Source organism: Microcystis sp. LE19-8.1F, assembly GCF_027531715.1.
Taxonomy (GTDB): Bacteria; Cyanobacteriota; Cyanobacteriia; order Cyanobacteriales; family Microcystaceae; genus Microcystis; species Microcystis wesenbergii_A.
Genome location: NZ_JAPZSO010000176.1, coordinates 1 through 22,771 on the forward strand (window position 1 = coordinate 1; position 22,771 = coordinate 22,771).

At 42.4% G+C, this 22,771-nt stretch carries 24 protein-coding genes and 2 pseudogenes; 17 read left to right on the top strand and 9 right to left on the bottom strand.

Features of this window, described 5'->3' with window-relative positions:
* The 3 genes and pseudogenes from O9334_RS16910 to O9334_RS16920 form a co-directional block, all read left to right on the top strand.
* A pseudogene (locus O9334_RS16910) lies at window positions 1-126 on the top strand (RNA-guided endonuclease TnpB family protein); the annotation flags it as partial.
* An 8-nt stretch (window positions 127-134) separates the two neighbouring features.
* A pseudogene (locus O9334_RS16915) lies at window positions 135-545 on the top strand (potassium channel protein); the annotation flags it as partial.
* Window positions 542-796 (top strand): hypothetical protein, encoded by a 255-nt coding sequence (locus tag O9334_RS16920; protein ID WP_052277998.1) that lies wholly within the window; start codon window positions 542-544, stop codon window positions 794-796. The pseudogene O9334_RS16915 and the gene O9334_RS16920, both read left to right, overlap by 4 nt.
* Window positions 797-1,114: 318 nt before the next feature.
* On the opposite strand, the gene O9334_RS16930 is transcribed toward O9334_RS16920, so the two are convergent.
* Both O9334_RS16930 and O9334_RS16935 read right to left on the bottom strand, forming a co-directional pair.
* Window positions 1,115-3,259: a pentapeptide repeat-containing protein gene (locus tag O9334_RS16930; protein WP_288001367.1), complete on the bottom strand. Its 2,145-nt coding sequence runs from the start codon at window positions 3,257-3,259 to the stop codon at window positions 1,115-1,117.
* A gap of 134 nt (window positions 3,260-3,393) precedes the next feature.
* Window positions 3,394-3,912 carry a hypothetical protein gene (locus O9334_RS16935; protein WP_190380182.1) on the bottom strand — a complete coding sequence of 173 codons (519 nt, stop codon included), beginning with the start codon at window positions 3,910-3,912 and terminating at the stop codon, window positions 3,394-3,396.
* Window positions 3,913-4,075: 163 nt separating this feature from the next.
* Between O9334_RS16935 and O9334_RS16940 the strand changes: the two genes are divergently transcribed.
* From O9334_RS16940 to O9334_RS16965, 6 genes are all read left to right on the top strand, one after another.
* Window positions 4,076-4,333 (top strand): hypothetical protein, encoded by a 258-nt coding sequence (locus tag O9334_RS16940; protein ID WP_242017254.1) that lies wholly within the window; start codon window positions 4,076-4,078, stop codon window positions 4,331-4,333.
* Window positions 4,334-4,399: 66 nt separating this feature from the next.
* The gene (locus O9334_RS16945; protein ID WP_190380180.1) at window positions 4,400-4,834 is read left to right on the top strand and encodes a retropepsin-like aspartic protease; all 435 of its coding nucleotides are present in this window, start codon (window positions 4,400-4,402) and stop codon (window positions 4,832-4,834) included.
* A gap of 42 nt (window positions 4,835-4,876) precedes the next feature.
* Window positions 4,877-5,197, top strand: a complete 321-nt coding sequence (locus O9334_RS16950) for a hypothetical protein (RefSeq protein WP_002793132.1) — start codon at window positions 4,877-4,879, stop codon at window positions 5,195-5,197.
* A gap of 241 nt (window positions 5,198-5,438) precedes the next feature.
* The gene (locus O9334_RS16955; RefSeq protein ID WP_288001355.1) at window positions 5,439-6,005 is read left to right on the top strand and encodes a nicotinate-nucleotide adenylyltransferase; all 567 of its coding nucleotides are present in this window, start codon (window positions 5,439-5,441) and stop codon (window positions 6,003-6,005) included.
* Window positions 6,002-6,730, top strand: coding sequence for an NUDIX hydrolase (locus tag O9334_RS16960; RefSeq protein WP_190356412.1), 729 nt, complete (start codon window positions 6,002-6,004; stop codon window positions 6,728-6,730). The genes O9334_RS16955 and O9334_RS16960 overlap by 4 nt, the downstream gene beginning before the upstream one ends.
* 12 nt (window positions 6,731-6,742) lie before the next feature.
* Complete coding sequence (locus O9334_RS16965; protein WP_288001357.1) at window positions 6,743-8,401, top strand: NAD+ synthase; 1,659 nt, start codon at window positions 6,743-6,745, stop codon at window positions 8,399-8,401.
* Window positions 8,402-8,670: 269 nt separating this feature from the next.
* On the opposite strand, the gene ygfZ is transcribed toward O9334_RS16965, so the two are convergent.
* From ygfZ to gap, 3 genes are all read right to left on the bottom strand, one after another.
* A complete protein-coding gene (gene ygfZ, locus O9334_RS16970; protein WP_288001359.1) occupies window positions 8,671-9,684 on the bottom strand; it encodes a CAF17-like 4Fe-4S cluster assembly/insertion protein YgfZ in 1,014 nt (337 codons plus the stop codon).
* A complete protein-coding gene (locus tag O9334_RS16975; RefSeq protein WP_149975807.1) occupies window positions 9,681-10,049 on the bottom strand; it encodes a hypothetical protein in 369 nt (122 codons plus the stop codon). The genes ygfZ and O9334_RS16975 overlap by 4 nt, the downstream gene beginning before the upstream one ends.
* Before the next feature lie 389 nt (window positions 10,050-10,438).
* Window positions 10,439-11,473: a type I glyceraldehyde-3-phosphate dehydrogenase gene (gene gap, locus O9334_RS16980; protein WP_045362416.1), complete on the bottom strand. Its 1,035-nt coding sequence runs from the start codon at window positions 11,471-11,473 to the stop codon at window positions 10,439-10,441.
* Window positions 11,474-12,028: 555 nt separating this feature from the next.
* On the opposite strand from gap, the gene O9334_RS16985 reads away from it, so the two are divergent.
* Window positions 12,029-14,449 (top strand): phosphoketolase family protein, encoded by a 2,421-nt coding sequence (locus tag O9334_RS16985; protein ID WP_288001363.1) that lies wholly within the window; start codon window positions 12,029-12,031, stop codon window positions 14,447-14,449.
* 122 nt (window positions 14,450-14,571) lie between these two features.
* Here O9334_RS16985 and O9334_RS16990 read toward each other — a convergent pair whose 3' ends face one another.
* Window positions 14,572-14,784 carry a hypothetical protein gene (locus tag O9334_RS16990; protein ID WP_045362410.1) on the bottom strand — a complete coding sequence of 71 codons (213 nt, stop codon included), beginning with the start codon at window positions 14,782-14,784 and terminating at the stop codon, window positions 14,572-14,574.
* A gap of 551 nt (window positions 14,785-15,335) precedes the next feature.
* Here O9334_RS16990 and O9334_RS16995 point away from each other — a divergent pair.
* The 6 genes from O9334_RS16995 (at window position 15,336) to O9334_RS17020 (ending at window position 17,558) form a co-directional block, all read left to right on the top strand.
* Window positions 15,336-15,683 carry a rubredoxin gene (locus O9334_RS16995; protein WP_002757647.1) on the top strand — a complete coding sequence of 116 codons (348 nt, stop codon included), beginning with the start codon at window positions 15,336-15,338 and terminating at the stop codon, window positions 15,681-15,683.
* A gap of 106 nt (window positions 15,684-15,789) precedes the next feature.
* On the top strand, window positions 15,790-16,782 hold the full coding sequence (locus tag O9334_RS17000) for a photosynthesis system II assembly factor Ycf48 (protein WP_045362407.1): 993 nt from the start codon (window positions 15,790-15,792) through the stop codon (window positions 16,780-16,782).
* A 78-nt stretch (window positions 16,783-16,860) separates the two neighbouring features.
* The gene (gene psbE, locus O9334_RS17005) at window positions 16,861-17,106 is read left to right on the top strand and encodes a cytochrome b559 subunit alpha (protein WP_002749269.1); all 246 of its coding nucleotides are present in this window, start codon (window positions 16,861-16,863) and stop codon (window positions 17,104-17,106) included.
* Window positions 17,107-17,131: 25 nt separating this feature from the next.
* The gene (gene psbF / locus O9334_RS17010) at window positions 17,132-17,266 is read left to right on the top strand and encodes a cytochrome b559 subunit beta (RefSeq protein ID WP_002736175.1); all 135 of its coding nucleotides are present in this window, start codon (window positions 17,132-17,134) and stop codon (window positions 17,264-17,266) included.
* A 10-nt stretch (window positions 17,267-17,276) separates the two neighbouring features.
* Window positions 17,277-17,396, top strand: coding sequence for a photosystem II reaction center protein PsbL (gene psbL / locus O9334_RS17015; protein ID WP_002735805.1), 120 nt, complete (start codon window positions 17,277-17,279; stop codon window positions 17,394-17,396).
* Window positions 17,397-17,438: 42 nt separating this feature from the next.
* On the top strand, window positions 17,439-17,558 hold the full coding sequence (locus O9334_RS17020; protein WP_045362404.1) for a photosystem II reaction center protein J: 120 nt from the start codon (window positions 17,439-17,441) through the stop codon (window positions 17,556-17,558).
* 292 nt (window positions 17,559-17,850) lie between these two features.
* Here the strand turns inward: O9334_RS17020 and psbB are convergent, their stop codons facing one another.
* The 3 genes from psbB to tatC all read right to left on the bottom strand — a co-directional run bounded on the left by psbB (window position 17,851) and on the right by tatC (window position 20,909).
* Window positions 17,851-19,377, bottom strand: coding sequence for a photosystem II chlorophyll-binding protein CP47 (psbB, locus tag O9334_RS17025; protein WP_002757651.1), 1,527 nt, complete (start codon window positions 19,375-19,377; stop codon window positions 17,851-17,853).
* Between the two features lie 379 nt (window positions 19,378-19,756).
* The gene (locus tag O9334_RS17030; RefSeq protein ID WP_002749272.1) at window positions 19,757-20,068 is read right to left on the bottom strand and encodes a hypothetical protein; all 312 of its coding nucleotides are present in this window, start codon (window positions 20,066-20,068) and stop codon (window positions 19,757-19,759) included.
* 79 nt (window positions 20,069-20,147) lie between these two features.
* Window positions 20,148-20,909 carry a twin-arginine translocase subunit TatC gene (gene tatC / locus O9334_RS17035; RefSeq protein ID WP_002783793.1) on the bottom strand — a complete coding sequence of 254 codons (762 nt, stop codon included), beginning with the start codon at window positions 20,907-20,909 and terminating at the stop codon, window positions 20,148-20,150.
* 461 nt (window positions 20,910-21,370) lie between these two features.
* Between tatC and nadA the strand changes: the two genes are divergently transcribed.
* Window positions 21,371-22,330, top strand: a complete 960-nt coding sequence (nadA, locus tag O9334_RS17040) for a quinolinate synthase NadA (protein ID WP_194018257.1) — start codon at window positions 21,371-21,373, stop codon at window positions 22,328-22,330.
* Window positions 22,331-22,771: the final 441 nt, after the last annotated feature.

A 22,771-nucleotide genomic window follows, 5' to 3' on the forward strand; every position in this document is an offset into this window, starting at 1 on the left:
GTAGGGCATACCGGAACCTTTGGGCTCGATCCAATAAACGCTTGGGGAGAGAATACCTCTACTTTTTCAGAAGCAATTCTGTCTAAGCAAGTAATCTCTGTGAACCAAGAATCCCCGTCTCTTTAGAGCGGGGAGTGTCAAGCTGCTCTCAGGAACAATTCGGGCGATCGATTCAAGAAGTTTTTGATTTTGATACGGTATTATGTCCCCGGGATCTGGCTACCTATTCCTTCGCCGCGGCCGCTTTGGGCGGTAGAATTCTCGGTAATGGCATGACCGATGATCTCCTCTGGGTTGCTTTGGCCACATTAATCACACCTAATCATCCTTTTATGGGGCAAATTATCAAGGAAGCGGCGATGAATGCCGATTTTGTGCCACTTTACCTAGAAAAACAGGGTCAAACTATCCACGGTTGGCAATTACTGGAAATCACTCTCGATCAAGGTGATATTCTTTATCTAACTATGCCGGCTATGCGTTTACAACAGGTTTGGCAAAATACTTCCCTAACTATTCCGCAATCTTTCCCCGATTTAAAATGATTTCTGGTCTTAATTATCTGAGCAAAGCTAGTTATCGCTGTATCTTGAGTTTAGGCAGTGCCGGCAGTATTTTAAGTCTCGCTAGTGCCAGCAGCATTTTAAGTCTGGTTAGTATCGGCAGTATGCTCAGTATTGGCAGTGTCGGCAGTATTCTCAGTATTGGCAGTGTCGGCAGTATTCTCAGTGTCGGCAGTGTCGGCAGTATATTTGGCATTTTTCAATATCATTCTCTGCCTAACCATCCTGAATAGGTCTAATGAACTACTCCTCACCGCTTCTTTGTCGATGGCGGTTTTTTGAGTTTAAACTGTGGGGCGATCGCTTTTTATCAAAATAGAATAGAAAGAGCGATCGCCTTGTGATCGTCAGTTAATAAAACAATAAAATTCGGGAAAAATGAACCAAGCCAGTCTTCAATATTTATCCGATAAAAATGGCTAAAAGCTTGGAATTTGATCGGTTGGCTTTTGAAGATTTGGCTTGGTGGGTTGAGTATAACCGCAAGCAGACTTTAAAAATCATTAGGCTGATTCAGAAAGTTCAACGGTATCATTTTCATGGAAAGAAAGTCAGGTATTCAGGTTTGCTAATTGTTCCTGAATATTAGCTTGAGTAGAGAGTTTTTCGGATTTTTCCCATAGAGCGTTAAAGATACTTTTATCTGTCTCGACAACTCTTGTTTGATAGGAAATATAACCTGTTTCTGTTTGACCATTCATAGTTCTTCTCGCTGTAAAAGAATTTCTTGGAACAGATAAGTTTTCGCTAATCAATAGGTTGGTATCATCCCAACGATAGCCTTCAACATCTTTGGCTTTTTCCTGACAAATCCAAGCAACTTCTATGCCAGAGTTAAGTTGTTCCTGAATCACCTGTAAATGCTTTGGAGTCGGAACTTCAGGAAGAATAAAGACTCGTTGAATAGAAATCTCCCTTTTGATTAGTTCTTCGTTAACTTCCCAGAATTTTTGACCAAGGGGATTATCCCACCAGATGGAATCTGTCATGGAGTGAATAGCCAAGATTCGAGATTGACTTTTAGGATCAATGTGTTTGAGTAGTTGACCAACCTTTTCTAAACGGGATTCGCCGCTAATTTCAATGTTAATTTCAGGCATAATTGTGTTAGTCAAAATTGTGCCATCAAGGAGGGTTAGATTATTTTCATCTAATTTAACATCGGTCAAGTTAGCTCCCGTTAAATTAGCTTTGCTCAAATTGGCTCTTGTTAAATCAGCTTTGCTCAAATTGGCATGACTTAAATCGGCTCCTGTTAAATCAGCATTAGTTAAATTAACCCTCGAAAGATTAGCCTGACTGAAGTTACATCCCATCAATTTTGCATCGGAAAGATTGGCCTCACCATCCATTAAATTGACTTGGCTGAAATTCAGTCCATGAAAATCTCGTCGGCCAATTTTGTACAAATATGTCAATTCTTTCGTGCTATGAATATCGGGGTGATATTCATCGGGTGCATAAACGGCAATCATCGCTTTGACGTAGGCGAAAAAATAAGCCTTGAGAATATTTTCATGGGTGTGGATGGTAATAACTTCTTTACCATCATACTCGACCATCACCTTGACAGTTACGTCTCCTTGTTGACCTTTTTTTAAGTTGGCCAAATAGACAGATTTAAGGTCATGTTTAATTTCAACTAAATGAGCTATAGCCTCATTAAAAGCAGTAAAAAGTGCATCTACTGAACCTTTTTTAAAGGCTGATTCAGTGTAACGCTCTTGGGTTTTTGTATTACATAGAATAACTGTCGCAGCAGTTAAATTGTTATTAGCACAAAGAATTTCAAAGTTCTCAATTTTCCAGCCTTGAAAAAGCAAAAGATTATCTTCAAAGAATAAGTTTTGTTGAGGCTCGTTTTCTAAAAGCTGGTTGAGTTTTACTTTTTCATTTTCCATTGCCGCTTTACCGAGATTTTTGAGAGTTCTTTCGATAGATGCCGGCGAGGTATCTTCCCCTAAAAACTGTAAGAATAAGGAAGGAGAACCCACAAAAGGATACCCACTGGCAATGAATTCTCGATCTCTGATGGTGATAATACCTGCTAGGCTATACTTTCTGGCAATCTCAACTTGAATTGCCGTTGTTAAATTAACGTTGGGATATTTTTCTAGGTCGATTTCTTTCAAGTTAACTTGGCCGACGTTAATCTTGCTCAGAAGTTCAATGATCCAACGATTGGCATATTCTTGAGATTTAAGATTTTTCATACTATGCCAAATTTGTATTAATCCCATTTCCCCAATGTAAGGATTAATTTTTCCCTCTAAAACAAGTCCCATAACCCTAGTAGCTTCCCTGTTAAGAGTCGTCTGATTTCGTAATAAAAACTCTTCGATTAGATCAGCATCAATTAAGACTTTTGGAGCTTGAGAATTGTTATCTTTTGATTGGAATACCTCTAAGTTATCCAGAAAAAAATCAATATTTATACTAGGATGATTAGTCACTTTATGCAAACTAAGCTTGATTTCGTACTGCACAAAATCATCAGATTCGTTTTCGAGATTATTTCTCAAATCCCAAAGTTTTTTAATCACTTGAGGCTCAGGATATTCCCCTAATTTCCTTATGATTTCAGCACGGATATCGCTATCCTGTTCATTGTCTAGTTGAGCTAACAAATCATTAATAATGTCAGCAAGGAGACTGACCGATGTTGGTATCTCGCACAATAACTCTGTGTTTTCCATTTCATTGTCTAGTTGAGCTAACAAACCATTAATAATGTCAGCACGGGGAGTGACCGATGTTGGTATCTCGCACAATAACTCTGTGTTTTCCATTTTTAAATCAATCTCCTTGATTGGTGGTCTTCTCATCCGCACTAATTGTGTCTGACAGTAAAAGACTGCTCTAATTGAGAATTTTCAGCGTAGCGTGTTGGCAAAACTCTCACTAATTCATCGTCATTAATGTCAACAAGATAGCCCTTTTTAAAGAGAATCCTTCTTAGGGAAGTAATTCCCAGACGATCACTGTCATCTAAATCAAGATAAAGTTTAAGATGGGATCCTAGATTTTTGTTGAAATCTGCGTTTAGATTTTTGCCGCTGCTATGATTGAACATTTCAGCGAGGTCATCCGCAGAAAAAAGACCTGTAGCCGCCAGATAGAAAATAATTTTGTATTTTTCAGATAGGGGTTCGATTTCTGCCAACAAAGCTTCTAGCTTGGGTATATCCAAACCACAGTTTCTTGCCTGCTTTTGGGCATCACACAGTGACAGGAGCATTTTGTATTTTTCAGATGGGGGTTCGATTTCTGCCAACAAAGCTTGTAGCTTGGAAATATACAAACCACAGTTGCTTGCTTGCCTTTCGGCATCGGATAGGTTTTGGGGCATTGACGAGAGCGTCTTCATGGCTGTATTTTCGAGCTAGTTAGCATATTTTGAAATGGAGTACCAACAATTATTGTTTAATGATAGCAACAATTGTTGGTTAAACATTGCAACAATTGTTGGTTGACCTCTTATCTATAACGGATATATTTTGGAGGGAAGCCTATTGAAAGCCACCAACTTGGCAATGAAAGCACTTAGCCACAAAACAGAGGATTTGAGCATCACCGATGTCTCATCCGATTACCCCGATCAATGGGTGGTCGTAGAGATCACTGGTCGCGACAAATATGGCTGGCCAGAGAAAGGTAAGGTTATTTGTTATTCAGACAACAAAAGTAAGGTTATACAAGAGACTAAACATTTGAAGGGAGACTTGTATTTGTTTTATACAGGTCTTGTTGACGGAAGTAAAGTTGCTTAAAGTTGATAATGAGTCTTGGCTATCAACGCTACAGCTTTTATCCTTACTCCATCATCCTTACTCTACATGGCCGTCATTGTCGTTGAACATACATTTGAGGGAGACCACAATCTTGAGAGATTGTCTATGTGGGTGATTCCAGTCACTGTTGAGTTTAACGACAACCGAAGAACGGTTAATGTCTTACTCGATACGGGGTCACAGGTGACTGTCTTTCATCCAGATTTATTAGACTTTCTAGATTTACCGATATCTCAATCATCTGCTCGGGGAAGTGGTGTAACGGGTAGTTCTTGGTATAGGACTGCTAGGCTTGATAGACTGGAAATAGGTTCTATTTTGTTTAGTGAAACAGAAGTTTTTTTTGGCTCTCTTCCGGGAGTATTCTCAAAATACTATATTGATGGGATTTTAGGAGGGGACATTCTCAAAGAATTAAAGGTAATCATTGATTATCCTCAAAAAACTCTTAAACTAGAAAAGCTATTTATTTCGCTTTAACGTGGGTTCCTCTATTATTCATCAAGATTTAGGAAAGATTAAGTGTCTGATAATCTCCAGCCAACTCAAAAACTCAAAATTGTTTCCTTAGAACCTAAAATCGTTTTTGTACAACGAGATGATCTGAGTCGAAATACTGAAAAATCTGGCGAAAGTGAAGATGAGTCCGTGATTTTAGCTCCACTCTTCATCGATCCTGAGCAGGCAATTGATGACTTAAGCCAGTTGATTGATAAAGTTCATGATGAGTTTAATAATGCTTGCAAAAAACGGAATCTCGAATGGGAGGCTGAATTAGAGTTGGGAATGGAGTTTGGAGTCAAATTTACAGCAAAACTTAAAATATCACCGAAAAAAGAATGAACAGCGATAGCAGACAAAAGATAAGAGATAACTATCCTATTGATAAAACCTAAGATTATGTCAAATTTATCCGGGGTTTTAGATATTTTGACCCGATAGCGGCTCGATAACTTACTTTTGCAGGAGATGACTGATCCTCTTGCCCTATTTTGGTAAAATCAACTATAATGGGGAGAAGTTAATCTTTGCCAAGCTTGAGCAGAGTTAAACTAATCCCTCAGTGAGCAAGCAATTGAATCCTATGCTTAAAATTGCCCTTTTTGGAACCAGTGCCGATCCTCCTACTGCCGGTCATCAAGCCATACTAAAATGGTTATCGGAACAGTACGATATCGTTGCAGTTTGGGCTGCCGATAATCCCTTTAAAAATCATCAAACCAGTCTCGAACATCGTCTGAGGATGTTAAATTTGCTCATCCGGGACATTCAAACCCCAAGGGATAATATACAACTGCGACGAGAATTAAGCGATCGACGTAGCTTAATTAGTGTGGAAAAAGCGCAAACAATTTGGGGAGAACAGGAGGAATATACCCTAGTCATTGGTTCTGATTTAGCGGGACAAATTAGGCACTGGTATCGCAGCCAAGAATTACTAGAAAAAGTCAAAATTCTCGTGATTCCTCGTCCCGGTTATCCTATTAACCAAGATGATATTGAACAACTGCAAACATTAGGGGGTGATTGTCTGATTGCCGATGTCTTTGCTCCGGCTGTATCCTCAACAGATTATCGAGAAAAAGGCGATAAACAGGCTGTTCCCGCACCGATTAAAGATTATATCGAAGGTCAAAAACTTTACCCATGAAACCGCTAAATACCCTAGCTAATAAATCTCTAGCTGATTTTAAAGTCGGAGTTGATAACGTGATCTTTTCCGTTGATACCCAATTAAATCGGCTGCTAGTGCTTCTGATTAAAAGACGGGAAGAACCCTTTAGTAATTACTGGAGTTTACCCGGGACTTTAGTGAGAAATGGGGAATCACTGGAAACGGCAGCCTATCGAATTTTAGCCGAGAAAATTAGCGTCAATAATCTCTATCTGGAACAGTTATATACTTTTGGCAGTCCAGAGGGAGATTCCCCGGCAGCGGCCGAGAGTTTTGGGAAACGTTATCTATCGGTGAGTTACTTCGCTTTAGTGCGGTTTGAAGAAGCAAAGTTAATCACTGAACGGGATTATAATATCACTTGGTATATGATTGATAAAGTGCCAGATTTAGCCTTTAATCACGGTCAAATTTTAGAATATGGCTGGCGAAGATTACGCAATAAAGTAGAATATAGTCCCGTCGCTTTTGAGGTTTTACCAGAATTATTTACTTTAAATGATCTTTATCAATTTTATGAGACAATTTTAGGTAAAAATTTTAGTGATTATTCTAACTTCAGAAATCGGCTATTGAAATTAGGATTTCTCAAGGATATGGGTTTAAAAGTCTCTCGTGGTGCCGGTCGTCCCGCTAGTTTATATCGCTTTGATGAAAAAGCTTTTGCTCCCTTTAAAGAGCAACCGTTAGTTTTTGTTTAAATAGGAAAAAATATGAGAATTGCTATCGCTCAATTAAATCCCATTGTTGGAGATATCGAAGGAAATGCCCAAAGAATTTTAGAGGCCGCTCAAACGGCATTTAATCAGGGAGCAGAATTACTTTTAACTCCGGAATTATCCCTCTGTGGTTATCCTCCCAGAGACTTATTATTAAATCTGGGTTTTGTGGAGAAAATGTCTCGACAATTGCAATTATTGTCCCAACAATTACCAGAAAAATTAGCCGTCTTAGTCGGTTTTGTCGAAAAAAATCCCTCGGCAACAGTCAGGGGAGAAAAGCCGTTATTTAATAGCATAGCTTTGTTAAAAAGTCAAGAGATTAAACAAATTTTTACTAAACGTTTATTGCCTACCTACGATGTTTTTGATGAGGATCGTTACTTTGCTTCTGGGAAAGAAAGTCAATATTTTCAACTAACAGAAAATAATGTAAAAATCGGTGTAACTATCTGTGAAGATGTTTGGAATGATGAACAATTTTGGGGTCAACGTCAATACGCGGTTAATCCCATCGCCGATTTAGCTAATTTAGGAGTGGATTTAATCGTTAATCTTTCCGCTTCTCCCTACAGTGTCGGTAAGCAAAAATTGCGAGAATCTTTATTATCCCATAGTGCCACTAGATATAATTTACCGATAGTTTACGTCAATCAAGTGGGAGGTAATGATGATTTAATTTTTGATGGTGACAGCGTGGCTTTTAACCGACAAGGAGAAGTGATTTATCGCGCTCAGGCATTTACTTCTAGCCTAGAATTGATCGAGTTTAATCAGGATTTGTTACCCGCAGTTATTCATCCTTTACCTGTCGATGAAGATGAGGAAATTTATCGAGCTTTAGTCTTAGGAGTGCGAGATTATGTGCAGAAATGCGGTTTTAAACGGGTAATTTTCGGCTTGAGTGGTGGCATTGATTCTAGTTTAGTTGCCGCTATTGCCAGCGACGCATTAGGTAAAGAAAATGTTCTCGCTGTGATGATGCCTTCTCCCTATAGTTCCGACCATTCCATTAGCGATGCAGTGGCTTTAGTTAATAATTTAGGTATCAAAAGTGAGAAGTTAGCAATTCAGGAAATTATGACCGCTTATGATCAACTTTTAGAGCCGGTTTTCGCTGGGACTGATTTTGGTATTGCCGAAGAAAATCTTCAGTCACGCATTCGCGGTAATTTATTAATGGCCCTCTCTAATAAATTCGGTCATTTACTATTATCCACTGGCAATAAATCAGAAATGGCGGTGGGATATTGCACTCTTTACGGTGATATGAATGGTGGTTTAGCAGTGATTGCTGATGTGCCGAAAACGAGGGTTTATTCCCTCTGTCGCTGGTTAAATCGGCACGGGGAAATTATTCCCCTCAATGTGATTAATAAAGCTCCTAGTGCTGAATTAAAACCCAATCAGAAGGATCAAGATTCTTTACCTCCCTACGAGATTTTAGATGCTATTTTAGCACTATTAATCGATCGCCATCAATCCGCCGAACAAATTATCGCCGCCGGCTTTGAGGCAGAAATTGTGCAGAAAGTGATTAAATTAGTTAAAAATGCCGAATTTAAGCGCAAACAAGCCCCCCCGGGTCTAAAAATTAGCGATCGCGCTTTTGGCACTGGTTGGCGAATGCCTATCGCTAGTCGCTGGGGTTAGGGGGTTTTTCAGTTATCAGTTATCAGTTATCAGTTATCAGTTATCAGTTATCAGTTATCAGTTATTAGTTATTAGTTAAGTATCTAAGCAAAATTAATTACACATTTCGATAAAGCTTTTGCCTTTTGCCTCCTGCCTTTTGCCTATCCTAACCAATAAATTAATTTTGCACAACTACTTATAAGATGTGAGTTATCAGTTATCATTGATTAGTGATTGGTCACTGATTACTGATTACTGATTACTGATCACTGTTTACTGATTACTGTTCACTGAAAGGGGTATTCGTGAGAGAGGAAGGGTAAGGGGATTAATTCTCCTGTTGCCTCGCCGATTTGTACTTTTAAACCCTCTCCTCCCGCTTTTGTTTTCACATAACCCAAGCCAAAATCCTCCAGCACACTGGTGAGTAAACCGACTTTTTGCGCTTCTAAAATAATCGGGGTATTGCTGGGGACGGGGTGGCTGAGTTTTATGCCCCAAAGTCTTTGTTTTACGCCTTTATAGGTGTTGAGACGGGCGATAGTTTCTTGACCAATATAACAGCCCTTATCAAAAACGATCGCTCGCCATAAACCGGCCTCTAAAGGGTTATAATCTTCGGTTAATTCTCGATCGACTGCCGGTCGGCCCTGATGGATTCTCAGGTATTCCCACACCTGCTCATCTGCGGGAGTAACGCCATTTTTAATTAAATTTTCCCAAAAGGGGCCCGCTTCGGCGGCGGCGACGATTAAAGTATATCCGGGTAGGTCTAAGCCGGTGCCGACGGCCACTCTCAGGGCGGGTTGAGAAAGGAGATAATGACTATGCTGCACCCCCGTTAAAATCTGCTCTGGAATGGCGATTTTTTGCAGGTATTGCCCGCTTTCAGTACCTATTAGGGTGACAATGCCAAAATTATCGGTTAAGTCGCTAATTTCCACCTTATCGAAGGGGAAAATATAGCGATCGATCAATTCCAGTAAAAATTGACGACGTTGGGGAGAAACGAGGATGAGGAGGGAATCATCGCCGGCGTAAACTGTGACAAAATCGAGGGTACGACCGGTAGAGTTAAGGAAAATTGTCTCACAACCCTGACCCGGTTTCAGGCGATCGATCGCGTTACTGGTTTGATTGTGGAGAAAACGCAGTCGGTCCTGGCCTTTTAATTCTAATAAACCCCAATCGGAGCGATCGATTAAAATTGTTTGGGATGCTAAACTTTGGGGATCATTGTGGTAATCTTTGAGAAAATTAGCGGCATACTGTGCCTTGATCGTGTCTAACTCTGCTTTCATTGGGGTAAATTAGCGAATAATTGCTTAATAATGCGCTCGGTTTTCGTTTCCAAACTCTGCCAATCTAGTTCACCGGTGGGATCGAGGAGACTGGTATCGATGGTGACGCTCTCTCCTTCATCGGTGGGATAATCGAGAAAACAGACTTGAAAACAAAGTTCCCAAATATTTACAGTAACGGAGCGATCGAGATAAGTCAAACAGAGCAGATAACTGGGATAGGGATCTTGAATTTCTGTATAAGTTCCTTTCCAGAGGGAATTTTCTAACTGTTTACGCAGATTATCCAGCACCCGAATAAATGCCGGCTGCATTAACAATTGTGCCTGTTCCCAAGCGATAATATCTTTAAATTTTGGATTCATCTAATCAGTTATCAGTTATCAGTTATCAGTTATCAGTGATCAGATTTGAGTATTAAGTGATAACGGCATTAACAGTCAGGGCAAGCGCATCTTAACAATCCTTGACAAAATGAACTTTATGTGAGTTGCTTACCCAGAGGGAGATTAAGGCATATTTGAGGAGAATTTGCCATCTCAATTGTTAAGCAAAAATCGACCAAATGTTAAGATTTCGTAACTATTTTGATTGACTGGTATCAGCTGAAATGCCCACACAGCAAGCAGATCACAAAATTGGCCCATTGTCAATAGCTTTTGATATGCTCTCACCCTGCATTAACAGTGCTGTTTTTTCACTGGTTACTGATAACTGATAACTGATAACTGATAACTGATAACTGATAACTGATTTAGGCTGTTACTAGGGCTGCTTCCTTAGCTGCCATCATTTTCATCAGGTCTAACATCCGGCAGGAGTAACCCCATTCGTTATCGTACCAAGAGACGACCTTAAAGAAATTGGCATTAAGTTGAATGCCGGCTTTAGCATCAAAGATACTGGAACGGGGGTCGGTGATAAAGTCACTCGATACCACTTCCTCATCGGTGTAACCGAGGATACCTTTCATCGGTCCTTCGCTGGCGGCTTTCATAGCGGCGCAGATTTCCTCGTAACTGGTGGCTTTTTCGGTTTTAAAGGTTAAATCCACCGCCGAAACGTTGGGAGTTGGCACACGGAAGGCCATACCGGTTAATTTGCCTTTTAGGGAGGGAATAACTAGGGTTACTGCTTTGGCTGCCCCCGTGGAGGAGGGGATAATATTTTGACCGGCGCCGCGACCACCGCGCCAATCTTTTTTCGATGGACCGTCCACGGTGGGTTGAGTGGCGGTCATCGAGTGTACCGTGGTCATTAATCCTTCCGCTAGTCCGAAGTTATCGTTAATAACTTTGGTGATCGGGGCTAAACAATTGGTGGTACAACTAGCGTTAGAGACGATCAGATCCTTAGCGGGATCGTACTCATTGTCGTTAACCCCTAGTACAATAGTACGAATTTTGTCGGGATCTTTGGTGGGTGCGGAGATAACCACCCGTTTGGCCCCGGCTTCTAGGTGTTTTCCTGCCCCTTCGGCGGTGGTAAATAAACCAGTGGACTCGACCACATAATCGGCCCCGGTTGCACCCCAGGGCAGTTGGGCGGGGTCTTTGATGGAATAACAGGGGATAAACTTACCATCCACGACGATGCCATCTTCTTTTGCTTCTACCGTACCCTGAAAACGTCCGTGGGTGGAGTCGTATTTGAGCAGATAGGCAATATTATCGGAGGGAACCAGATCATTTATACCAACAAACTCGAAATCAGGATTTTGGATACCCGCCCTAAAAACGAGGCGACCGATACGACCGAATCCGTTGATGGCGACTCTTACTTTTGTCATGAAAAAAACTCCTTTGCAGCTGCGATAAGCTTAGGCACGATCAAGAAAAAACAATCCGAGAATTGATTAGCCTGTAGAGAATCACTATATATGCTAATCAGCTTTTATTGATCGCTAGATGAAGTATAGAAAGATTTTAAGTTTCAGTGCTTCCAAGATAAAAAATAATAAATTTTCTACCCTAGTCTTCCCCGCCACCGGCATCGAGAAAACCTGATTAGGCCTTGGCCGACCAACGAGAGTCTGATTATATAGCCTTTTGGGAAAAGTTGACATTAAAAAATCATTAAAAGCTTTCTGAGAATTTGTGGATTCCTAAGTTAAGAACATATTAATATGCCTTTAAAAGCCATTTAAAAACCCCGCCCGACTGACATAAATTCCCCTAGCCGGATTGGCAAAATATAGCTTATTTTAATAGTTTTTTACGCTCCGAAAGGTTAGACTCTTGATTACAGTTTGAAAACTGACCGAGGGTTAACCCTCTCGATAATCTGGAGAAATTGTCTATCAACTCTCTTAATCTCATCCTTCATAGATATTGGAGAAATATTCATGGTATCCGCACCAGAAAGACCCTTAACAGAACAAAATCCCCTTTCTCAAGACGAACTCTACAAAACCCATGCCTATTGGCGCGCTTGTAACTATTTAGCTGTAGGTATGATTTATCTGCGCGATAATCCCCTGCTCAAAGAACATCTTAAACCAGAACACGTTAAGTATCGTTTACTTGGTCACTGGGGAGCAAGTCCGGCCTTAAGTTTTACCTACGTTCACCTCAACCGTTTAATCAAAAAATACGACCTCGATATGATTTTTATGGCCGGTCCTGGCCATGGGGCGCCGGGGGTACTCGGTCCGGTTTATCTAGAAGGAACCTATTCGGAAATTTACCCCGATAAAAGTGAAGACGAGGAAGGATTACAAAAATTCTTTAAACAATTTTCTTTTCCCGGTCACATCGGTAGTCACGTCACCCCCGAAACCCCCGGTTCTATCCATGAGGGCGGCGAACTGGGTTATAGTGTTTCCCATGCCTACGGTTCTGTTTTTGACAATCCCGACCTCATTACGGCCGTGGTGGTGGGTGATGGGGAAGCAGAAACCGGTCCCCTTGCCACCGCATGGCACTCGAATAAATTCCTTAACCCGATTCGCGATGGTGCGGTACTGCCAATTTTAAACTTAAACGGTTATAAAATCGCTAATCCCACCATTCTCTCCCGTATTTCGACGCACGAGTTAGAAAGTCTCTTTGTCGGTTACGGTTACACTCCCTACATCGTCGAATGTAAGGAAGATGAAGACCTCATGCACTGCCATCAAAAAATGGCCGCTACCCTAGAACACTGTATCAATCAGATTCGCTTCTATCAACAGGAAGCTCGCAGCACGGGTATTGCTAAACGTTACCCCTGGCCGATGATTATCCTCCGGTCCCCCAAGGGTTGGACGGGCCCGAAAAATGTTGATGGTCATAAAGTAGAAGGATTCTGGCGCGCTCACCAAGTCCCCATGGGGGCCATGCAGGAAAACCCCGAACACTTGAGAAAATTAGAGGAGTGGATGAAAAGCTATAACCCGGAGGAATTATTTGACTATACCACGGGTAAATTTAAGCCAGAATTTAAAGAACTCGCTCCTAGGGGTCATCGTCGCATGAGTGCTAACCCGCACGCTAACGGCGGATTGCTGCGTAAAGACCTAAAAATGCCCGATTTTCGTCAATATGCCGTGGCCGTCACCCACCCGGGCCAAGTGGAAACGGAAAACACGGGAGTGATGGGGGTATTTTTGCGGGATGTAATGCGAAATAATATGACTAATTTTCGCGTTTTTGGTCCCGATGAAACTGCTTCTAATCGTTTATCTGCTCTCTATGAAGTGACTAAAAAAGCTTGGTTAGCCGATACCTATCCGGAGGATTTAGATGGTAGCCAATTGTCTCCCGATGGTCGTGTGATGGAGATGCTGAGTGAACATACTTTAGTCGGTTGGTTAGAGGGTTATTTATTATCCGGTCGTCACGGTTTATTTCACTCCTACGAAGCTTTTGCCCACGTTATCGATTCCATGTTCAACCAACACGCTAAATGGCTCGATATCTGCAAAAATCATGTGCCTTGGCGCGCTTCTGTTTCCTCTTGGAATCTGTTATTATCCTCGGTGGTTTGGCGGCAGGATCACAATGGTTTTAGTCACCAAGACCCCGGTTTTATCGATTTAGTAACCAATAAAAGTGCCGACGTGGTGCGGGTTTATCTTCCCCCCGATGGTAACTGTTTATTAAGTGTGGCTAACCACTGTCTCAAGAGCAAGGATTACACTAATATTATCGTTGCTGATAAACAGAAACACCTGCAATACTTGACCATTGAAGAAGCAATTAAACACTGCACAAAAGGTATCGGTATTTGGGATTGGGCTAGTAACGATGATGACGGAAAAAATCCCGATGAACCAGATGTAATTATGGCTTGCTGTGGGGATATTGTTACTAAAGAATCTTTAGCGGCAACGGCAATTCTGCGGGAGGAATTACCTTACTTAAAAGTTCGCTTTATCAACGTGGTTGATCTGTTTAAATTACAGTCGGAAAGTGAACACCCCCATGGTTTATCGGAACGGGATTTTGATAGCTTATTTACCACTGATAAGCCAATTATCTTTAATTTCCACGGTTATCCTTGGCTGATTCATAAACTTACCTACCGTCGCAGTAATCAAGAACGTATTCATGTGCGCGGTTACAAAGAAGAAGGGAATATTAATACTCCCCTAGAATTAGCGATTCGTAACCAAGTTGATCGTTTTCATTTAGTAATTGATGTCATTAATTGCGTGCCGAAATTAGGTTCTGCTGCCGGTCATGTGAAAGAACGGATGAAAAATGCTATTATCGACAATCTCGATTATGCTTTTACCAATGGCATCGATAAGGAGGAGATTACTAACTGGAAATGGACCTATTAATTAATTAGGCTAGAAAGTGGTTTAGGTGATGATAATTTGGCGTTGCTGATTTTAAGTAGGAATTGTCCTCTAGGTACTTTTTAAAACCTAGGGCTAGGCTAACTGGTGGATAGGATGCACAATTAGTATTCAGATCTTGATTCAGCAACGCCGTTCATACCAGCAATGATTTGTCCGATGTCTTGAGGAGTAGCACCTGTTGCCAACAACAAGCGGAGCAGCAATTCCAGTGAAACTGACGGTAGAGCTAACTTGATTTCAATAAGGATAATCTCTTCAGGTGTTAACTCTAAAAAATCGGAAAAGGTTCCGATTTTCCAGCCTTTTGAGTCCAAAAGCCCTTTTTAGTCTGTTTTAAACTAAGTCACAACAATTCGATGAGTAGCGACTCTCCTATCAGCAGATTACTCAATTGTTATCAACTTTGTTGCTTGGGGGAGCAGCCCATTTATGCCAAAATATAAAAGCGATCGCTAAAAATAAGTGATTAAATTTATCCAATATGACAAGCGGAGACAAGTAATTTAGCTTTACTCTCGCCTCTAAGAAGAAATTAAGCCAGAGATTTAGTCAATTTAGTCAAGAATAATCGGTTAGAGGTGAGAAATCAGGGGTCTGATTTCTTCCATGTCTGAAATTTCTCAATTTCTCGGAATAAATTTGAGTACCAAAATCAGGGTAAATAGCCCAAATATCAACTTAATAAAGTTTTAATAGACATTTAATCCCTAATAGATTAATCTTACTTTTTTTAAAGCCGATATGCTGCCTCGCTAATCCTTTTAAGACTTGAAAACTTGGTATTCTGTCAGGGGTTGGCCGTGAGAGAGGTCAATTTTCAAGGATAATTTGTAACAGAGTGTTGAAAATTCCTTTAATCTTAGTTATGAGCGATCGCCCACCAGAACTAACCCTAGCCGACCAGGCCCCTGCCAACTACGAATGTCGCTCCTGCGGCTACGTTTACGACCCCAGCAAGGGAGATAGTAAAACCAACACTCCCGCTGGAACCCCCTTCGAGGAATTGCCAGAAACTTGGCGCTGTCCCGTGTGTGGTGTGCGTCGTTCCCAATTTATCAACATCGGAGCTAAAGATGCTCCTTCGGGATTCCAAGAAAATCTTAGCTATGGTTTTGGAGTCAATCGTCTCACTCCCGCACAAAAAAATATTTTGATTTTCGGGGCTTTAGCGCTAGGATTTGTTTTCTTTATTAGTTTATATGGTTTAAACTAACTCAAGCACTCATTATCTTTAATCCAACGGCTCTTATGAGCCTGTAACCTATCGAGTACAAACCTTAATCCGTCCCGATTTCTTGACCAATACCTCTGAACCATTGATGAGAAAACTGAAACAATTCGTAATAGTTCTAGCTGTAGCCTTTTTCTGCTTTAGCTGTAGTAGTGTGCCATCCCTGAGCAGTAGTCCTTGGCAAATCCTCACCCTCGACACTGACTCCACTTTTGCCGATATCGCCTTTACCGACGACCCGCAGCACGGTTGGTTAGTGGGAACCAAATCTACCCTCTTTGAAACCACCGATGGGGGGGACAGCTGGCAGCAAAAAGTCCTCAACCTTGGCGACGAAAAAGTTAGCTTTAGCGCCGTCAGTTTCCACGACCAAGAGGGTTGGATTGTCGGTAAACCCTCGATTCTTCTCCATAGCGAAGACGGGGGCGGCAGCTGGTCCCGTATCCCCTTAAGTGAAAAATTACCCGGTTCCCCCTACGGAATTATCGCCCTGAACGACAAAACCGCCGAAATGGTCACGGATTTAGGTGCTATCTACCGCAGCAAAGACGGGGGCAAAACTTGGCAAGCTTTAGTGGAAGGTGCCGTGGGTGTGGCCCGGACAATTGTTCGTTCCCATGATGGTAAATATGTGGCCGTTTCCGCACGCGGGAACTTTTATTCCACTTGGGAACCGGGGTCAACAGAATGGCAACCCCACAATCGTCTTTCTTCCCGCCGCTTACAAAAAGTCGGTTATGGTGAAAATGGGGAACTGTGGGCCCTGGCCCGGGGTGGTCAACTACAATTTACTAGCCCCAATGATCTCGATACATGGGAAGATAAGGTATTCCCCGAGTTTTCCACCAGTTGGGGACTTTTGGACCTCAACTACCGCACCCCCGAAGAAATTTGGGTCGCTGGTGGTAGCGGCAATCTGTTGGTCAGTGATGACGGCGGCCAATCTTGGGAAAAAGATCGCGCGGTGGAAAGTGTCCCCTCCAATCTCTATCGAATTGTTTTTATCAATTCCGACAAGGGTTTTGTCTTGGGACAAAATGGGGTTTTACTGAAATATAATCCCCCTAGCGAACCGGCCTAAAACTTGTCTCAGGGTCAAGAAAGTCTCTATTATAGAGATTGAATTTTTCAAGTCCTATCATTCCGAGGAGAACCGTCCATGTCAGGTAGTACCGGCGAACGTCCTTTTGGCGATATCGTTACCAGTATTCGTTACTGGATTATCCATAGCATCACCATCCCCATGCTCTTTATCGCGGGTTGGTTATTCGTGAGTACTGGTTTAGCTTACGATGTTTTTGGCACTCCCCGTCCCGATGAGTATTACACTCAAGAGCGTCAAGAATTACCGATCATTAATGATCGCTTTGAGGCCAAAAATCAAATCGAGCAGTTTAATCAGTAGTTTACTTTAATTAAGGATAAAAACAATGGCTAGTGGTAATCCCAATCAACCCATTTCTTACCCCATTTTCACCGTTCGCTGGTTGGCAGTTCATACCTTAGCGGTCCCCACTGTCTTCTTTATCGGTGCAATTGCGGCAATGCAGTTTATTCAACGCTAGGAGAACAATTATGGAAAGAACACCTAATCCGAATCGGCAAGCTGTCGAGTTAAATCGTACTTCTCTTTACCTAGGTTTACTCCTAGTTGCTGTCTTGGGAATTTTATTTTCCAGCTATTTCTTTAACTAATTAGTCCCGATTTATTGTCATCGCAATTAGGAGGTGTTATTCATGTTCGCAGAAGGTCGTATTCCTTTGTGGTTAGTCGCCACCATCGCCGGTCTAGGCGTTATCGCCGTGGTTGGTCTTTTCTTCTACGGAGCTTACGCCGGTTTAGGTTCCTCTCTGTAATTCCATTCCGGGTAATTTTCCCCAGCAAAAAGCCGCTAGTTATTTCTTTAAACTGGCGGTTTTTTCAGTATTCGGTTAAAAGTAAAGCTCGATCGAACTTTAATACCAAATCCGTTTTTAATAGTGTGATTAACTCTCAAGTTATGAATTGTTTCTCCCTGCTCCCCACTCCCTTCTCCCCACACCCCACACCCCACACCCTGCCCCCACGAAAAACTTTTTCAGCATACCCTAATTAAAAAAAGGAGTCAAAGACTTGACTCCTTTAGTTATAGGGATGATTTAGCTAAAACTAAACTTCTTGTTTACGAGTGCTAAGATCACCCAATTTTTGGAATAAACCGAATTCCACTTGTTCTTCCAGATCCGGATCTACCCCGGCGAATACGTCGCGGTAGATGGTACGAGAACCGTGCCAGATGTGACCGAAGAAGAATAGTAAAGCAAAGACAGCATGACCGAAAGTAAACCAACCTCTCGGAGAAGTGCGGAATACCCCGTCAGACTTGAGGGTTTCGGTGTCAAACTCGAAAGCTTCACCGAGTTGCGCTCTACGCGCAAATTTCTTCACATCAGCAGGATCGCTGAAGACCTGACCATCGAGAGAGCCACCGTAGAAAGAAACGGTGACACCACTTTGTTCGATACTCAGTTTCGATTCCGCACGACGGAAAGGAATATCAGCGCGAACGATACCTTCCGAGTCAGTCAGGACAACGGGGAAGGTTTCAAAGAAGTTAGGCATCCGACGCACGCTGAGGACGCGACCTTCGCCATCTTTGAAAACAGGGTGTCCTAACCAAGATTTAGCGATACCGTCACCGCTATCCATGGCACCAGTACGGAATAAACCACCTTTAGCGGGGCTATTACCGACATAATCATAGAAAGCCAGTTTTTCGGGGATTGCTTGGTAAGCTTCGGCGATGGTGGCCCCATTGGCGATGCTGGCCTCCACACGACGCTCAATTTCTTCTTGGAAATAGCCCTTATCCCATTGGTAACGGGTCGGGCCAAAGAGTTCGATCGGGGTAGTAGCATTACCGTACCACATGGTTCCAGCCACGACGAAAGCGGCAAAGAAAACAGCGGCGATACTGCTAGAAAGCACCGTTTCGATATTACCCATTCTCAAGGCTTTATAGAGTCTTTCGGGGGGACGAACGGTTAAATGGAATAAACCGGCGATAATCCCGACGATACCCGCGGCAATGTGGTGAGCCACCACACCCCCGGGGTTAAAGGGGTTAAAACCAGCCGGTCCCCATTCGGGAGCTACGGGCTGCACATGACCAGTTAAACCGTAGGCATCGGAAACCCACATCCCGGGACCCCAAAGGCCTGTTTGATGGAAAGCACCGAAACCAAAGCAAAGTAAACCGGATAAGAACAGGTGAATACCGAACATTTTCGGTAAATCGAGGGCAGATTCGCCCGTGCGGGGATCGATAAATAATTCTAAATCCCAGAAAACCCAGTGCCAAACCGCCGCTAGGAATAGCAGACCGGATAAGACGATATGAGCGGCGGCAACGCCTTCAAAAGACCAGAAACCGGGGTCAACACCAGTTTCGCCGGTGACGCTCCAGCCACCCCAAGAACCAGTGACACCTAAACGGGCCATGAAGGGCAGCACGAACATTCCTTGCCGCCACATCGGGTTTAATACGGGGTCACTGGGGTCGAAAATAGCAAGCTCATAGAGGGCCATGGAGCCAGCCCAACCCGCTACCAGTGCGGTGTGCATCAGGTGAACGGAAATTAAACGGCCCGGGTCGTTGAGAACGACTGTGTGTACTCGATACCAAGGTAGTCCCATTGACTACGCTCCTCCTATTGACAATTTAGTGTCCACTTAGACGCTTTTTATATTCAGGGTCAAAATATAAGCCCAACACTCTCGACGGTTAAGTGCAAGAGTTAGCCGACCTACATTATCCCTTGAAAAGTGTATCTATTCTAAAGAAGTGTAACTATTGTTAGAACAGATTTCAAGTCTTTGCGATCGATCTTCCGCCAGAATAGTCCAGATAGGGGTGTAGGGTGTGGGGTGTGGGGAGAAGGGTGTAGGGTGTAGGGTGTGGGGAGATGGGGTGTGGGGTGTAGGGTGTAGGGTGTAGGGTGTAGGGTGTGGGCTGTGGGCTGTGGGGAGATGGGGAATTATGACTGATAACTGATAACTGATAACTGATAACTGATTACTTCCTCAGCAATTCTTCGGCATTTTGCAGGATTTCGAGGACTTGTTCGGCACTAATCAAGCGTTTTAGCACCACTTGCCCAATGGTGGGGACAGTATCGGCAATTTCGGCACTCTTGGGGGCAACTTCCACCATAATCACGGCTTCTTCCACCTTATAAAGCCATAAAACCTGTTCTCCCTCTAAAATACCGATATTTAATCGCTCTATCTGCGGTGGTCGTCGCCAACTACTCGCATGATCCCACAAACCGCCAAATTCCCACACCCGTCCTATTGTCCAACCTGCCGTTAAGAAAAAATATTTCACTTTAGTTACTCAATCTAGAATCAATCTCTAGCTTTCTGGCTTAATTAGTTTTCAGCCGTCAAATTTTATCAAAAAACTGCTAACGTCCCGTTAATTTCACCACCCCAATGCCCCCAAAGTATAGACCCAAGACCGCCCCTGCTAACAGGGATTGGGTGAGAGGATCTGTGGAAGGGGTTAAAATCGCGCCTAAAATCACTGCCCCTAAAACCACGAAACGCCACCCCGATAACATTGTTTGCGAGGAAATAATGCCTAAAAAGCTCAAAATCAATTGAATAACGGGAATTTGAAAGGCGATGCCGGTACTAAAAAGTAAAAGTAAGACAAATTCAAAATAGCGCTCGATCGACCAAGCTTGTTCGACCACTTCCGCCCCATAACTGACAAAAAAGTTTAAAGCGGCGGGAATCAGGGCAATATAGGCAAAAAATAAACCAGCAAAAAATAAAACACTCGATCCTAACACTACCGGGACAATTAAACGCCGTTCGCGACGGGTTAACCCCGGCAGCACAAAGAGGATAATTTGCAAGAGAATGACGGGACTAGCCACCAGTATGCCGCTATATCCAGCTACTTTTAGGGAGACGAAAAAAAATTCTCCCGGAGCTAACTGCAAAAATTTTACTCCTTGGGCGGGAACTTCCAGCACTTGCACTAGGGGTTTAACGAAGATAAAACATCCCACCGCACCTACAGCCACGGCAATTAAACTATAAAAAATCCGGCGCCGCAACTCCTCCAAGTGGTCAAATAAGGACATTTCCACTTCTCCGGGTAACTCATCGAGGAATTCAGGACTGTCTGGGGGTGGGGTTTTTACTTCTGTCGATGACATGGCTTTGGCTCGATCGTTCTCTACTCAAGCCTTTATCCTAGCATTGTTGACCCTTGGCTATCAGCCGTCAGCTATCAGTTACCAGTTATCAGTTATCAGATGTAAGTTTTTAGTGGACAGTCTTAATCAGGGGTCATTGATCAGATAAGAGAAGAGAATAGCAAGTGAGCAGCATTAAATGGCAGTTTTCTGCTGTCTTTTCCCTGATTACTGCTTACTGTTTACTGATATCAGACGTGAGTTTTTAGTGGACAGTCTTAATCAGGGGTCATTGATCAGATAAGAGAAGAGAATAGCAAGTGAGCAGGATTAAATGGCAGTTTTCTGCGGTCTTTTCACTGATTACTGCTTACTGTTTACTGATCACTGAAAAAAGCTCCCAGTCCCTAATCACTTTAAAAAAATTTGCTATGATATAGGGACTTGTTTAGTATTTGGTAAAAATAACCATAAATCCTACCGTGTTCACAACTGTTCAACCCGCAAATCGATCGAGCTTACCTGATGACCTATTTACAGCAATTAAAGAGCTTAAACGGGAATTAAACGCTGTTATTCTGGCTCACTACTATCAAAATTCTGACATACAGGATATAGCTGATTATATTGGTGATTCTCTAGGTTTATCCCAGCAGGCTGCCCAAACCCCGGCAGACGTGATCGTATTTGCGGGGGTTCACTTCATGGGAGAGACAGCTAAAATCTTAAATCCGGATAAGTTAGTATTGCTGCCGGATTTAGATGCGGGATGTTCTTTAGCTGATAGTTGTCATCCTAAAGATTTTGCTCGTTTTAAAGCCCAATATCCCGATCATATCGTGATTTCCTATATCAATTGCAGTGCAGAAATTAAAGCCATGAGTGATATTATCTGCACAAGTTCCAATGCAGTCAAAATAGTTAACCAAATCCCTGCCCATCAACCGATTATCTTCGCTCCTGATCGCAATTTAGGCCGTTACGTCAGTCAGCAAACTGGTAGAGATTTAGTTCTTTGGCAGGGTAGTTGTATTGTCCATGAAACTTTTTCCGAACGCAAGATAATAGAATTAAAAGTCGCCCATCCCCAAGCAAAAATTATCGCCCATCCTGAGTGTGAACCATCGGTTTTACGCCATGCCGATTATATTGGTTCTACGACGGCACTATTAAATTATTCTCTAAAAAGTTCTGAAAAAACCTTTATTGTCGTCACAGAACCTGGAATTATTCACCAGATGCAAAAATCGGCCCCGGAGAAAATATTTATACCCGCACCAGCTTTGAATAACTGTGCTTGTAATGAGTGTCCCTACATGAGACTGAACACTCTCGACAAGTTGTATCTCTGTATGCGAGATAAAACTCCAGAAATTACTATTTCTGAAGATTTAAGAGTTAAGGCACTGTTGCCGATTCAAAGAATGTTAGAAATGTCTTAATCAGTTATCAGTTATCAGATGTGAGTTCTCAGTTCATGAGACATATCCAAAAATTATAACTCAATCAGAGCTTGTTTTGATAATTTGTACTAATAAGTAGTTCGATACTAAAATGTATATCTATTATTGCCAGTTCAATTTAAGTAGGTAGGCGAAAAAACTTATAAAATAGTAGAAAACCCTTTGTGGAGGAGGAATAAAACCTTGCCAGCCCCTCTAAAAATTGATTTAAGTGAAGAAGAAGACAAAAACTTGCAGGAATTCCTTATAGAGTCAAGGAGAGAGCCGAAATCATTCGACTTAGGCATTATGGATGGTCAGTGGAGAAGATAGCCCAATATTAAGGGAAAATCGCCCCACACCGTGCGAGATTGCTTCCATCGTTGGAAAAAGCGAGGAATGGAAGGATTGTGGGAAAAAATGGGAAGAGGAAGAAAAAAG

What these genes read in the sequence shown, in the direction of transcription:
- O9334_RS16985 (WP_288001363.1), top strand. Translation starts at nt 12,029, where the DNA reads ATGGTATCCGCACCAGAAAGACCCTTAACAGAACAAAATCCCCTTTCT.
- tatC (WP_002783793.1), bottom strand. Translation starts at nt 20,909, where the DNA reads ATGTCATCGACAGAAGTAAAAACCCCACCCCCAGACAGTCCTGAATTC.
- O9334_RS16960 (WP_190356412.1), top strand. Translation starts at nt 6,002, where the DNA reads ATGAAACCGCTAAATACCCTAGCTAATAAATCTCTAGCTGATTTTAAA.
- ygfZ (WP_288001359.1), bottom strand. Translation starts at nt 9,684, where the DNA reads ATGAAAGCAGAGTTAGACACGATCAAGGCACAGTATGCCGCTAATTTT.
- O9334_RS16935 (WP_190380182.1), bottom strand. Translation starts at nt 3,912, where the DNA reads ATGCCCCAAAACCTATCCGATGCCGAAAGGCAAGCAAGCAACTGTGGT.
- O9334_RS16965 (WP_288001357.1), top strand. Translation starts at nt 6,743, where the DNA reads ATGAGAATTGCTATCGCTCAATTAAATCCCATTGTTGGAGATATCGAA.
- psbF (WP_002736175.1), top strand. Translation starts at nt 17,132, where the DNA reads ATGGCTAGTGGTAATCCCAATCAACCCATTTCTTACCCCATTTTCACC.
- O9334_RS17020 (WP_045362404.1), top strand. Translation starts at nt 17,439, where the DNA reads ATGTTCGCAGAAGGTCGTATTCCTTTGTGGTTAGTCGCCACCATCGCC.
- O9334_RS16945 (WP_190380180.1), top strand. Translation starts at nt 4,400, where the DNA reads ATGGCCGTCATTGTCGTTGAACATACATTTGAGGGAGACCACAATCTT.
- O9334_RS16975 (WP_149975807.1), bottom strand. Translation starts at nt 10,049, where the DNA reads ATGAATCCAAAATTTAAAGATATTATCGCTTGGGAACAGGCACAATTG.
- O9334_RS16930 (WP_288001367.1), bottom strand. Translation starts at nt 3,259, where the DNA reads ATGGAAAACACAGAGTTATTGTGCGAGATACCAACATCGGTCAGTCTC.
- O9334_RS17000 (WP_045362407.1), top strand. Translation starts at nt 15,790, where the DNA reads ATGAGAAAACTGAAACAATTCGTAATAGTTCTAGCTGTAGCCTTTTTC.
- gap (WP_045362416.1), bottom strand. Translation starts at nt 11,473, where the DNA reads ATGACAAAAGTAAGAGTCGCCATCAACGGATTCGGTCGTATCGGTCGC.
- O9334_RS16955 (WP_288001355.1), top strand. Translation starts at nt 5,439, where the DNA reads ATGCTTAAAATTGCCCTTTTTGGAACCAGTGCCGATCCTCCTACTGCC.
- psbB (WP_002757651.1), bottom strand. Translation starts at nt 19,377, where the DNA reads ATGGGACTACCTTGGTATCGAGTACACACAGTCGTTCTCAACGACCCG.
- psbE (WP_002749269.1), top strand. Translation starts at nt 16,861, where the DNA reads ATGTCAGGTAGTACCGGCGAACGTCCTTTTGGCGATATCGTTACCAGT.
- O9334_RS16920 (WP_052277998.1), top strand. Translation starts at nt 542, where the DNA reads ATGATTTCTGGTCTTAATTATCTGAGCAAAGCTAGTTATCGCTGTATC.
- psbL (WP_002735805.1), top strand. Translation starts at nt 17,277, where the DNA reads ATGGAAAGAACACCTAATCCGAATCGGCAAGCTGTCGAGTTAAATCGT.
- O9334_RS16995 (WP_002757647.1), top strand. Translation starts at nt 15,336, where the DNA reads ATGAGCGATCGCCCACCAGAACTAACCCTAGCCGACCAGGCCCCTGCC.